We start from the raw sequence: 13038 nt of genomic DNA, 5'->3' as shown, positions 1-13038 counted from the left end.
CGAAAGAGTGGGAAACTAGCCGTGGCACAGGACGTGCTTACCGACCTGAGCAAGGTCCGCAACATCGGCATCATGGCGCACATCGATGCCGGCAAGACGACGACGACCGAGCGCATCCTCTACTACACCGGTGTGAACTACAAGATCGGTGAGACGCACGACGGTGCCTCCACGACGGACTGGATGGAGCAGGAGCAGGAGCGGGGTATCACGATCACCTCGGCTGCGGTGACCTGTTTCTGGAACCAGAACCAGATCAACATCATCGACACCCCGGGCCACGTCGACTTCACCGTCGAGGTGGAGCGTTCGCTGCGCGTTCTCGACGGTGCCGTTGCGGTGTTCGACGGCAAAGAGGGCGTGGAGCCGCAGTCCGAGCAGGTCTGGCGCCAGGCCGACAAGTACGACGTGCCGCGCATCTGCTTCGTCAACAAGATGGACAAGCTCGGTGCGGACTTCTACTTCACCGTGCGCACCATCGAGGAGCGCCTCGGAGCCCGGCCGCTGGTCATCCAGCTGCCGATCGGCGCCGAAAACGACTTCATCGGCATCATCGACCTGGTCGAGATGAAGGCCAAGGTGTGGCGTGGCGAGACCGCCCTCGGCGAGAAGTACGAGGTCGAGGAGATTCCGGCCGACCTCGCCGAGAAGGCCGAGGAGTACCGCACCAAGCTCATCGAGACCGTCGCCGAGACCGACGAGGCGCTGCTCGAGAAGTACTTCGGTGGCGAGGAACTCTCGATCGACGAGATCAAGGGCGCGATCCGCAAGCTGACCGTGTCCAGCGAGCTCTACCCGGTGCTGTGCGGCAGCGCGTTCAAGAACAAGGGCGTGCAGCCCATGCTCGACGCGGTCATCGACTACCTCCCGTCGCCGCTGGACGTCGAGTCCGTGCAGGGCCACGTGCCCAACAAAGAAGACGAGATCATCACCCGCAAGCCGTCGACCGACGAGCCCTTCTCGGCGCTGGCGTTCAAGATCGCGGTGCACCCGTTCTTCGGCAAGCTGACCTACGTGCGCGTGTACTCGGGCACCGTGGAGTCCGGCTCGCAGGTCGTGAACTCGACCAAGGGCAAGAAGGAGCGCCTCGGCAAGCTGTTCCAGATGCACGCCAACAAGGAGAACCCTGTCGAGCGTGCGTCGGCCGGCCACATCTACGCCGTGATCGGTCTGAAGGACACCACGACCGGTGACACCCTGTCGGATGCGAACGATCAGATCGTCCTCGAGTCGATGACGTTCCCGGATCCGGTCATCGAGGTCGCCATCGAGCCCAAGACCAAGAGCGACCAGGAGAAGCTGGGCACCGCGATCCAGAAGCTCGCCGAAGAGGACCCGACCTTCAAGGTGCACCTGGATCAGGAGACCGGCCAGACCGTCATCGGCGGCATGGGCGAGCTCCACCTGGACATCCTGGTCGACCGCATGCGCCGCGAGTTCAAGGTCGAGGCCAACGTCGGCAAGCCGCAGGTCGCCTACCGCGAGACCATCAAGCGCAAGGTCGAGAAGGTCGAGTTCACCCACAAGAAGCAGACGGGTGGCTCCGGCCAGTTCGCGAAGGTTCTCATCGACCTCGAGCCGTTCATCGGCGAAGACGGTGCGACCTACGAGTTCGAGAACAAGGTCACCGGTGGCCGCATCCCGCGCGAGTACATCCCGTCGGTGGATGCGGGCTGCCAGGACGCGATGCAGTACGGCGTGCTGGCGGGCTACCCGCTGGTGAACCTCAAGGTCACCCTGCTCGACGGCGCCTTCCACGAGGTCGACTCCTCGGAAATGGCGTTCAAGGTGGCCGGCTCTCAGGTGCTGAAGAAGGCCGCTCAGGCCGCCCAGCCTGTCATCCTGGAGCCCATCATGGCCGTCGAGGTCACCACCCCTGAGGACTACATGGGTGACGTGATCGGCGACCTGAACTCCCGCCGTGGTCAGATCCAGGCCATGGAGGAGCGCAGTGGTGCCCGTGTCGTGAAGGCGCAGGTTCCGCTGTCGGAGATGTTCGGCTACGTCGGAGACCTTCGGTCGAAGACCCAGGGCCGGGCCAACTACTCCATGGTGTTCGACTCGTACGCAGAAGTTCCGGCGAACGTGTCGAAGGAGATCATCGCGAAGGCGACGGGTCAGTAGAGCATCGAAGGCCGCTTGCGGCCGAGGCGCGCCACTGAGCCGGAGCCGAGCAACGAGCGACGCGAAGGCGACGGGTCAGTAACCGGTAAGTTCGCAGACTGCACAACTGAACACATCAACACACCTGCTTAAGTAAAAGCACCAACAAGTCCAGGAGGACACAGAAGTGGCGAAGGCGAAGTTCGAGCGGACGAAGCCGCACGTCAACATCGGGACCATCGGTCACGTTGACCACGGCAAGACCACTCTCACTGCAGCAATCACCAAGGTGCTGCATGACCAGTACCCCGATTTGAACGAGTCGCGCGCATTCGACCAGATCGACAATGCGCCCGAGGAGCGTCAGCGCGGTATCACGATCAACATCTCCCACGTGGAGTACCAGACCGAGAAGCGTCACTACGCGCACGTCGACGCCCCCGGTCACGCTGACTACATCAAGAACATGATCACCGGTGCCGCCCAGATGGACGGCGCAATCCTCGTGGTCGCCGCCACTGACGGCCCGATGCCGCAGACCCGCGAGCACGTGCTGCTGGCCCGCCAGGTCGGCGTGCCCTACATCCTGGTCGCGCTGAACAAGGCCGACATGGTCGACGACGAAGAGCTCATCGAGCTCGTCGAGATGGAGGTCCGCGAACTGCTGGCCGCCCAGGACTTCGACGAGGACGCCCCGGTCGTCAAGGTTTCGGCCCTGAAGGCGCTTGAGGGTGACGAGAAGTGGGTCAAGTCGGTCCAGGAGCTCATGGCTGCTGTCGACGAGTCCATCCCGGACCCGGTCCGCGAGACCGACAAGCCGTTCCTGATGCCCGTCGAGGACGTCTTCACGATCACCGGCCGCGGCACCGTGGTCACCGGTCGCGTCGAGCGTGGCGTGATCAACGTGAACGAGGAAGTCGAGATCGTCGGCATCCGTCCGACCGTCACCAAGACCACGGTCACCGGTGTCGAGATGTTCCGCAAGCTGCTCGATCAGGGCCAGGCGGGCGACAACGTCGGTCTGCTGGTCCGTGGCATCAAGCGTGAGGACGTCGAGCGTGGCCAGGTTGTGGTCAAGCCCGGCACCACCACGCCGCACACCGAGTTCGAGGGCAGCGTCTACATCCTGTCCAAGGACGAGGGTGGCCGCCACACGCCGTTCTTCAACAACTACCGTCCGCAGTTCTACTTCCGTACCACGGACGTGACCGGCGTGGTGACCCTCCCCGAGGGCACCGAGATGGTGATGCCCGGTGACAACACCGACATCGCCGTCAAGCTGATCCAGCCCGTCGCCATGGACGAGGGCCTGCGCTTCGCGATCCGCGAGGGCGGCCGTACCGTCGGCGCCGGCCGCGTCACCAAGATCATCAAGTGATCTAGGTACTCAGCCAGGAAGTGGCGCTCACCCGAAAGGGTGGGCGCCACTTTCGTTTTCCGGCCCTGTAACGGCCTCGGGAAGGGCCGCGATGTACCTGGCGACGGCTGTCGAGGGGTCGGCCGGGAAGTAAAGGTTCACGTTTTGAGAAGCATCACCAGTGTTATTGCGAAGGGCGCGGCCGCGCTCGCGGCGTCGGTTCTGACGGGCGGCGCGGCAATGCTCGGCCTGTCCGCCGGGGTCGCGACGGCGCAGCCTGCGCAACCCGGCTGCCCGGATGTGCACTGGATCGGTGCCGCCGGTTCCGGCGAGCGGACGGTTGCGTCCGCCGCGGACGGCGGGATGGGCCGTGTGGTCGCCAAGTCCTACAGCGACTTCGCCGCGCTGATCCAGCAGAGTGGGCGCACCATCACCGCAGAGGCCGTGAACTACCCGGCCGTGGAGGTCCCCGAAGACGGCGGAATCCTGGACTGGGCGGGCTTCATGAGCAGCGTCGACACCGGTGCCGCCGCGCTCGGTCAGCAGTATCAGGCGTTCGTCGCGCAGTGCCCGACCTCGCAAGTCGTGCTCGCCGGCTATTCGCAGGGCGCGATGGTCGTCCACCGGAACCTGCACGCGCTCGATCCCAGCCCCAACCTCGCCGCGGCGCTGCTGATCGCCGACGGCGACCGGTTGCCACAGGACCCGACCATCAACATCGGCTCGGTCGTCAACGTGCCGGGCGCCGGCAAGGGCGTCGCCCAGGACTGGCCGATCCTCGCGCACGCACCCGCGCCGTTGCCGGTGACGATGGGTGTTCGCACGATCAGCGTCTGCAATATCGGGGACGCGGTGTGCGACTACGACCCGGACGCCGAGGACGAGATGAACCCGGCGGCAGTGGCCGTGCACACCAGCTACGCCCGCAAGGTCGCTGCGATGGATGCGTGGACCCCGCCGCTGTACCAGCTCGTCACGCAGCGTTCCGCGCCCAATCCCGCGCTTCCGCTGCAGGTAACCGCCGGTCCGTAGGCCGCCTGTCGGCCATAATCACCGCATGGCCACCTTCTGGCGCTATGTGAAGATTCAGCTCTTCGTGCTGCTGTGCGGCCTCGTCGGTCCGATTTTCCTGGTCGCCTACTTCGCGCTGGGTGCCGACCCGACGATGAAGTGGATGTTCTGGACGGGCCTGCTGATCACCGCGGCCGACGTCCTGATCGCGCTGCTGATCACGGGCTTCGGTGCCCGCTCGGCGGCCAAGAAGCAGGCGCTGGAGGCCACCGGTGTACTGGCGCTGGCCAGGGTCGTCGGTATCCACGAGACGAACACCCGGATCAACGATCAACCGCTGGTGAAGCTCGACCTGCAGGTGTCCGGGCCCGGGATCACGCCGTTCGCGACGCAGGATCAGGTCGTGGCGTCGGTGAGCCGGCTGCCGATGATCACGAACCGTACGCTCGCTGCCCTGGTCGACCCGGTCACCAACGACTACCAGATCGATTGGGAGCGAAGCGCTTTGGTGAGCGGAATGATGCCGGCCACGTTCACCATCGCCGAGGACGGCCGGTCCTACGATCTGACGGGTCAGGCCGAGCCGCTGATGGAGATCCTGCAGGTGCTCAAGACCCATGGGATCGGCCTGAACGGCATGATCGACCTGCACTCCCACCCGGCCGCCCGCCAGCAGGTGCAGGCCGTCGTCCGGCGCGCCGCCGCGCAGGATCCGCCGCTGGTGCCGGCGACGGAACCCACCGCTGCGCAACGCCTTCAACAGCTGGACACGCTTCGGGCTACCGGTTCGATCACCGACGCCGAGTACGCCGCCAAACGCCAGGAGATCATCGCCGATCTCTGAATCCTGGTAGCGGCCGTGCGACGGTGTTACCGTCGTTGGGTGCCGCGTCACAGCCGGAAACGGCGTGTTGCGATGACGGACGGACGAGCGCAGCCGGCGGCTCGGGGCCCGCGGATACCTGCCGCTGTTCTCCAGTTCGGGTGGACGTGACGGCGACCGAAGCCCGTGCCGGACAGGCCGACCAGACGGTCAGCCTGCCCACCCTGACCGCGATGGTGGTCGGATCGATGATCGGCTCCGGGGTGTTCCTGTTGCCGCGCCGGTTCGGCACCGAGACCGGCGTCGTGGGCGCGGTCATCGCCTGGACGATCGCCGGCGCCGGAATGTTGATGTTGGCCTTCGTCTTTCAGCGACTGGCGATCCGCAAGCCCGACCTCAACGCGGGCATCTTCACCTACGCCAGGGCGGGATTCGGCGACTATGTCGGATTCAACTCCGCGATCGGGTACTGGGCGTCGGTTTGTGCGGGCAACGTGTCGTACTGGGTGCTGATCACCGCGACGCTGGGGGCGATCTTCCCGGCGTTCGGGGACGGCGACACTGGTGCCGCGGTGGCCGCATCTGTCGTCGGGGCATGGTTGTTCGCGTTTCTGGTGATGCGCGGCGTCAAGGACGCGGCGGTGATCAACTACATCGTCACCATTGCCAAAGTGGTGCCGATCCTGGTGTTCATCCTGATCGCGATCATCGCCTTCCAGGCCGATGTGTTCACCGACAACCTTTGGGGCGGTGGCGGTTACTCGTTCGCGGCGGTGTGGGATCAGGCCACCGGCACCATGTTGATCACGGTGTTCGTCTTCCTCGGTATCGAGGGTGCGGCGGTGTACTCGCGGATGGCCCGCAGGCGCGAGGACGTCGGGCGCGCGACCGTGATGGGCTTTCTCGGGGTGCTCGGTGTGTTCGCGCTGGTCACGTTGGTGTCCTACGGGGCGATGCCGCAGGACGAGCTCGCCGGAGTGTCGCAGCCCTCGATGGCGGCGGTCCTCGAATCGATTGTCGGACCGTGGGGTTCGATCTTCATCAAGGTGGGCGTGATCATCTCGGTGCTGGGCGCCTACCTCGCGTGGACGCTGATGGCTGCGGAGGTCCTGTTCATCCCGGCCAAATCCGAGGATATGCCGCGTTTCCTGGCTCGCACGAACCGCCACGACGCGCCGGTGGTGGCGTTGGTGATGGCGGCGTGCCTGACATCGCTTCTGCTCGTCGCCTTGCTTTTCGCAGCCAACGCACTGGATTTCATGCTCGATCTGACCGCGGCGCTGTCCCTGATCCCGTATCTCCTCGCGGCCGCCTATGCGCTGAAGTTGACGGTGACACGCGAAACCTACGACGACCGAAGGTCACTCCGCGCCGATATGGTCATCGCCGGGGTGGCAACGGCGTACACGGTCTTTCTGGTCTTCGCCGCCGGGTTGGACAAGCTGCTGTTGTCCTGCCTGCTCTACGCCCCCGCTGCAGCGCTGTACGTGAAGGCTCGCCGCGAGCGGGGCCTGCGGGTCTTCCGGCCGGCCGAAGCCGCGTTGTTCGGCGCCGTCGTCCTCGGGGCGGTTGCCGCCGTCGTGTCGCTGCTGACGGGCTCGATCCAGATCTGACGGAAGGAACTCCACGTGTCGAGAACATCAGCCGGCTACGGCGTCCACTCGGAGGTCGGCAGGCTACGCAAGGTGCTGGTGTGCTCACCCGGCCTCGCTCACGAGCGGTTGACGCCGTCGAACTGTGACGATCTGTTGTTCGACGACGTGCTGTGGGTCCAGAACGCGCGTCGTGATCACTTCGACTTCGTCGACAAGATGCGCGACCGCGGAGTGGAGGTGGTGGAACTGCACGCCCTGCTCGGCGAGACCATGGAGATCCCCGAGGCCAAGGCCTGGCTGCTCGACCGCAAGATCGTGGCCAACGAGGTGGGGCCGGGTCTGGTCGACGAGACGCGCGGGTTCCTGGACTCGCTGCCCTCCGGGCGCCTGACCGAACTGCTGATCGGGGGCATGTCGATCCTGGACCTGCCGGGCGACCTCGGCGCCGGTTACCGGGCGCTCGCGCGCGAGGACAACGGTGTCACCGAGTATCTGATGCCGCCGCTGCCCAACACCCTGTACACCCGCGACACCACCTGCTGGATCTACGGCGGCCTGACCCTGAATCCGTTGTTCTGGCCGGCCCGCCACGACGAGACGCTGTTGATGAAGGCGATCTATGAGTTCCATCCGGACTTCGTGGGGTCGACGGTGTGGTGGGGCGACCCCGAGCGGTCGTGGGGTCTGGCCACCATCGAGGGCGGCGATGTGCTGGTTCCCGGTGACGGCGTGGTGCTCATCGGGATGAGCGAGCGCACGTCGCGCCAGGCGATTACGCAGGTCGCCGCGGAACTGTTCCGAAATGGCGGTGCCGAGAAGGTCATCGTCGCGGGCATGCCCAAACTGCGGTCGGCCATGCATCTCGATACCGTGTTCACCTTCGCCGACCGTGATGTCGTCACCGTCTATCCCGAGATCGTCGACGGCATCGCGCCTTTCACCTTGCTGCCGGCGGACAATCCGGTCGGCGTGGAGGTGGTCGAGGACACCAAGCCGTTCGTCGAGGTCGTCGCGCATGCGCTGGGGCTGGCGGAACTGCGCGTCGTGGAGACCGGGGGATCCCGGTACGACTCCGAGCGTCAGCAGTGGGACAGTGGGAACAACCTCGTCGCGGTCGAACCGGGGGTGGTCTTTGCCTACGACCGCAACACCCACACGAACTCGCTGCTCCGCAAGGCCGGAATCGAGGTCATCACCATCGTCGGTGCCGAACTCGGGCGGGGCCGCGGGGGCGGCCACTGCATGACGTGCCCGATCATTCGTGACCCGGTGGACGGGACGAATATCTAGAACGCGTTCTAGTTCTGCTGTTAGCCTGGTGCCCATGTCCTCTGGTGCACCCCTCGAAGGCCGCGTCGCATTGATCACCGGAGCCGCCCGGGGCCAGGGGCGTGCCCACGCGGTCCGGCTGGCCGCCGACGGAGCGGACATCATCGCGATCGACGTGTGCAACCCGGTCGCCGAGTCGATCACCTACCCGATGCCGACTTCGGAAGACCTGGCCGAAACGGTGCGCCAGGTCGAGGCGACGGGCCGCAAGGTGCTCGCCCGCGAGGTCGACATCCGTGACCTGGCCGCTCAGCAGCAGGTGGTCGCCGACGGCGTCGAGCAGTTCGGCCGCCTCGACATCGTCGTCGCCAATGCCGGGGTGCTGAGCTGGGGCCGCATCTGGGAGATGTCCGAAGAGCAGTGGGACACCGTCGTCGACGTCAACCTCAACGGCACCTGGCGCACGATTCGCGCCGCGGTGCCCGCGATGATCGAGGCGGGCAACGGCGGCTCGATCGTCATCGTCAGCTCCTCGGCCGGCCTGAAGGCGACTCCCGGCAACGCGCATTACGCGGCGTCCAAGCACGGCCTGGTCGCGCTGACCAACGCGCTGGCGCTGGAGGCCGGCGAGTTCGGGATCCGCGTCAACTCCATCCACCCGTACTCGATCGACACCCCGATGATCGAGAAGGACGCGATGATGGAGATCTTCTCGAAATACCCGACGTACCTGCACAGCTTCGCGCCGATGCCGTTCAAACCCGTTGCCCGCGACGGGAAGCCGGGGCTTCAGGAGTTCATGACAGTCGAGGAGGTCGCCGACGTGGTGGCCTGGCTGGCAGGGGATTCGTCGATGACGATCTCGGGATCCCAGATCGCCGTGGACCGCGGCACCATGAAGTACTAGCTCAGCACTTCGGCGAATCGGTCTACAGCCCAGTCTATTTCGTCGGCGGTGATCACCAGCGGCGGCGCGAATCGCAACGTCGATCCGTGGGTGTCCTTGACGAGTACGCCTCGTTCGGCCAGGCGCAGGCCGACCTGCTTACCGGTGCCCAGCGCGGGGTCGACGTCGACGCCGGCCCACAGACCTCGGCCGCGCACCGCGAGGACACCATTGCCGGTCAGAGCGGTCAGCCTGGCGTGCAGGTGCGCACCGAGTTCGGCTGAGCGCCTCTGGAATTCGCCGCGTTCCAGGATCCCGACGACGGTGCGCCCGATCGCGGAGGCCAACGGATTGCCGCCGAACGTCGAGCCGTGTTCGCCGGGATGCAACACCCCGAGGACGTCACGGTCGGCGACCACCGCGGAGACCGGTATCACGCCGCCGCCGAGCGCCTTGCCCAGCAGGTAGACGTCGGGCACCACACCCCAGTGGTCGCACGCGAAGGTTCGGCCGGTGCGGGCCAGTCCGGACTGGATCTCGTCGGCGATCATCAGCACATTGCGCTCGGTGCACAGCGCTCGGACCCGAGGCAGGTAGTCGTCGGGCGGCACGATGATGCCGGCCTCACCCTGGATCGGTTCCAGCAGAACGGCGACGGTGTCGTCGTCGATCGCGCGCGCCAGCGCATCGGCGTCGCCGAACGGGACCGACCGGAATCCGGGCGTGTAGGGGCCGAAGCCGCGCCGCGCGGTGTCGTCGTCGGAGAAGCTGATGATCGTCGTGGTGCGGCCGTGGAAGTTGTTGTGCGCCACGATGATGTTGGGGATGCGTGGGCCGTCGACTCCCTTGACGTCGGCACCCCACTTCCGGGCGACCTTGATCCCGCTCTCCACGGCCTCGGCGCCGGAGTTCATCGGCAGCACCATGTCCTTGCCGCACAAGCCGGCGAGCGCCTCGCAGAACGGTGCGAGCTGATCGGAGTGGAACGCGCGGCTGACCAGCGTCACCGCATCGAGCTGAGCGTGCGCCGTCGCGATGATCTCCGGGTGGCGGTGCCCGAAGTTGACCGCCGAGTACGCGGCGAGGCAGTCGAGATAGCGCCGGCCCTCGACATCGGTGATCCACGCGCCCTGGGCACTGGCGGCCACGACGGGCAGCGGGGCGTAGTTGTGTGCGACATACCGGTTCTCGGTGGCGATCAGTGCGTCGGCCATCGTGTGCATTGCTGTCATGAGAACACCTCCAGCGTGCAACATTTCACCGAACCGCCACCTTTGAGCAGTTCGGAGAGGTCGACCCCGACGGGCCGGAAACCCGCGCGCGTCAGTTCTTCGGCGAAGCCCGTCGCCGCGGCGGGCAGCACCACGTTGAGGCCGTCCGAGACGACGTTGAGACCGAGGACGTACGCGTCGGCGCTGGCGACCTGGATCGCGCCGGGGAACATCCGCGCGAGCGCCGCGCGGGATTCCTCCGAGAATGCGGGCGGGTAGTACGCGACGGTGGCGTCGTCGAGCACGGCGAGCGCGGTGTCGAGGTGGTAGAACCGCGGGTCCACGAGTTGCAGGCTGGCCACCGGCAGCCCGACGTGCGCGGCGACCTCGTCGTGGGCGCGCCGGTCCGTGCGGAAGCCGTACCCCGCCAGAAGTACGTCGCCGACGGTCAGGAAGTCGCCCTGGCCTTCGTTGACGTGCCGCGTCTCGAACGGTTCGTAGCCGTTGCGGCGCATCCAGTCGGCGTAGGCGACGGCTTCGCCGGCGCGCTCGGCATGCGCGAACCGTGCGACCGCGGCCCTGCCGTTGACGACGGTCCCGCCGTTGGCCGCGTAGACCATGTCGGGCAGCCCCGGAATCGGGTCGATGACCTCGACGCTGTGACCGAGGGCGAGGTAGGTCTGCCGAAGCGTCTCCCACTGGGTGACGGCGCGGGCGGTGTCGACGGGAGAGGAGGCGTCCATCCACGGGTTGATGACGTACTCGACGGTGAAGAACGTCGGTGCCGTCATGAGGTAACGCCGGGGCCGGGCGGTGCGGATCGGGGCGAAGCCGGCCCGCGGTTCGGTCGCGGCGATGTCCATCGTCATAAGCCCACGATAGGAACGGCCTCTCGCGCAATCAATCGACGTTTCATGCGTGTCTACGCTAGGTATATTGCGCTATCTGCTGTTTGGCAGCGTTTTATTGCGCGAGGAGAGGTATGGAGCGTCTGGACGAGACCGACGAGCGGATTCTCGCCGAACTGGCCGACAATGCGCGGGCCACATTCGCCGAGATCGGGCTGGCCGTGAACCTGTCGGCGCCCGCGGTGAAGAGGCGGGTCGACCGGATGCTCGACAGCGGTGTGATCAGGGGATTCACCACGGTCATCGACCGCAGCGCGCTGGGGTGGACCACCGAGGCCTACGTGCAGGTCTTCTGCCACGGCACGATCGCCCCCGCCGAGTTGAGAGCCGCCTGGCGTGACATCCCGGAGGTGGTCAGCGCCGCGACCGTGACGGGGACCGCCGACGCGATGCTGCATGTGCTGGCGCGCGACATGCGTCACCTGGAGGAAGCGCTGGAGCGGATCCGGGCGAGCGCCGACGTCGAACGCAGCGAGAGCATCGTCGTGCTCTCGAACCTCATCGAGCGCGCTCCGGGCTGAGCGCGTACCCGCGGGGTGGCGCACACTCTCACTGCGGGATCGTGTAGAAAGCCCACGTGACCACATCAGAGGTTTCCGGGCCCGGCGTCGTCATCGTGGGCGGCGGCCTGGCCGCCGCGCGGACGGCCGAGCAGTTGCGCCGCGCCGAGTACCCCGGCGCGATCACCATCGTCAGCGACGAGGACCATCTGCCGTACGACCGGCCGCCGCTGTCGAAGGAAGTGCTGCGCGCCGAGACCGACGACGTCACCCTGAAGCCGGCCGAGTTCTATGCCGAGAACAACATCACGGTGCTGCTCGGCAACGGCGCGAAGTCGGTCGACACCGACTCCAGGACCCTGACACTGGCCGACGGATCCCAGCTTTCGTACGACGAACTCGTCATCGCTACCGGCCTGGTGCCCAAGCGCATCCCGTCGTTCCCGGACCTGCCGGGCATCCACGTCCTGCGTAACTTCGACGAGAGCCTCGCGCTGCGCCAGGATGCGAAGTCGGCGCGCCACGCGGTGGTGGTCGGCGCCGGGTTCATCGGCTGCGAGGTCGCGGCGAGCCTGCGCAAACTGGGCGTCGAGGTCACCCTCGTGGAACCGCAGCCCGCTCCGCTCGCGTCGATCCTGGGTCAGCAGATCGGCGATTTGGTCACCCGGTTGCATCGTGCCGAGGGTGTCGACGTCCGTTGCGGCGTCGGCGTTTCCGAGGTCGGCGGTGACGACCGGGTGCGCAAGGTGACACTGAGCGACGGTACTGAACTCGACACGGACATCGTGATCGTCGGTATCGGTAGCCATCCCGGCACGGGATGGCTGGAGGGCAGCGGCCTCGAACTGGACAACGGTGTGGTGTGTGACGAGACCGGACGTGCCAGCGCACCGCACGTCTGGGCGATCGGTGACGTCGCGTCGTGGCGAGACCATGTCGGAGATCAAGTGCGCGTTGAGCATTGGAGCAACGTCGCCGACCAGGCGCGGGTGCTGGTGCCGGCGATGCTGGGTCAGGAACCGCCTGCGGCGGTGTCGGTTCCGTACTTCTGGAGCGATCAGTACGACGTCAAGATCCAGGCGCTGGGCGAGCCGGAGGCCACCGACACCGTGCACATCGTCGAGGACGACGGGCGCAAGTTCCTCGCCTACTACGAGCGCGACGGCGTGGTGGTCGCGGTGGTCGGCGGCGGATTCCCCGGCAAGGTCATGAAGACCCGCGCGAAAATCGCTGCCAAAGCGCCGATCTCGGATTTGCTCGGCTGAGTACATAGAAAACAGGGCCACCTCCTTGTGGGAGGTGGCCCTGTTTGTTCTGGGGGGTCAACGGACCTTCACGTAGTAGATGTGTCCGGTGATGGTGTTTTGGTAGAGCC

General features: G+C 66.3%; 11 protein-coding genes. 9 read left to right on the top strand and 2 right to left on the bottom strand.

The window, feature by feature from the left end:
* Positions 1–21: 21 nt before the first annotated feature.
* The 7 genes from fusA to BST38_RS23650 all read left to right on the top strand — a co-directional run bounded on the left by fusA (position 22) and on the right by BST38_RS23650 (position 9065).
* Entirely contained in the window at positions 22–2124 is a 2103-nt protein-coding gene (fusA, locus tag BST38_RS23680) for an elongation factor G (RefSeq protein ID WP_083145938.1), read from the top strand.
* Positions 2125–2290: 166 nt separating this feature from the next.
* A complete protein-coding gene (tuf, locus tag BST38_RS23675) occupies positions 2291–3481 on the top strand; it encodes an elongation factor Tu (protein ID WP_011895899.1) in 1191 nt (396 codons plus the stop codon).
* A 219-nt stretch (positions 3482–3700) separates the two neighbouring features.
* Positions 3701–4492, top strand: coding sequence for a cutinase family protein (locus tag BST38_RS23670; RefSeq protein ID WP_083145937.1), 792 nt, complete (start codon positions 3701–3703; stop codon positions 4490–4492).
* A gap of 25 nt (positions 4493–4517) precedes the next feature.
* Positions 4518–5315: an SHOCT domain-containing protein gene (locus BST38_RS23665; protein ID WP_083145936.1), complete on the top strand. Its 798-nt coding sequence runs from the start codon at positions 4518–4520 to the stop codon at positions 5313–5315.
* A 146-nt stretch (positions 5316–5461) separates the two neighbouring features.
* On the top strand, positions 5462–6907 hold the full coding sequence (locus tag BST38_RS23660; protein WP_083145993.1) for a basic amino acid/polyamine antiporter: 1446 nt from the start codon (positions 5462–5464) through the stop codon (positions 6905–6907).
* A gap of 15 nt (positions 6908–6922) precedes the next feature.
* Positions 6923–8179, top strand: coding sequence for an arginine deiminase (locus BST38_RS23655; RefSeq protein WP_083145935.1), 1257 nt, complete (start codon positions 6923–6925; stop codon positions 8177–8179).
* A 34-nt stretch (positions 8180–8213) separates the two neighbouring features.
* Positions 8214–9065, top strand: coding sequence for a mycofactocin-coupled SDR family oxidoreductase (locus BST38_RS23650; RefSeq protein WP_083145934.1), 852 nt, complete (start codon positions 8214–8216; stop codon positions 9063–9065).
* Here BST38_RS23650 and rocD read toward each other — a convergent pair.
* Entirely contained in the window at positions 9062–10276 is a 1215-nt protein-coding gene (gene rocD, locus BST38_RS23645) for an ornithine--oxo-acid transaminase (protein WP_083145933.1), read from the bottom strand. The two genes, BST38_RS23650 and rocD, sit on opposite strands and share 4 nt — an antisense overlap.
* Positions 10273–11118, bottom strand: coding sequence for a dimethylargininase (gene ddaH, locus BST38_RS23640; protein WP_083145992.1), 846 nt, complete (start codon positions 11116–11118; stop codon positions 10273–10275). Before ddaH ends, rocD begins: the two co-directional genes overlap by 4 nt.
* Before the next feature lie 119 nt (positions 11119–11237).
* On the opposite strand from ddaH, the gene BST38_RS23635 reads away from it, so the two are divergent.
* Both BST38_RS23635 and BST38_RS23630 read left to right on the top strand, forming a co-directional pair.
* The gene (locus BST38_RS23635) at positions 11238–11684 is read left to right on the top strand and encodes an Rv2324 family transcriptional regulator (RefSeq protein ID WP_083145932.1); all 447 of its coding nucleotides are present in this window, start codon (positions 11238–11240) and stop codon (positions 11682–11684) included.
* Positions 11685–11740: 56 nt separating this feature from the next.
* Positions 11741–12928, top strand: coding sequence for an NAD(P)/FAD-dependent oxidoreductase (locus BST38_RS23630; protein WP_083145931.1), 1188 nt, complete (start codon positions 11741–11743; stop codon positions 12926–12928).
* The last annotated feature ends 110 nt before the right edge of the window (positions 12929–13038 follow it).

Origin of the sequence: Mycolicibacterium parafortuitum, from assembly GCF_002086815.1 — a bacterium.
GTDB classification, from domain to species: Bacteria; Actinomycetota; Actinomycetes; order Mycobacteriales; family Mycobacteriaceae; genus Mycobacterium; species Mycobacterium parafortuitum.
The sequence above is the reverse complement of the archived record's forward strand: the minus strand, read 5'-3'. Positions and strand labels throughout refer to the sequence as shown.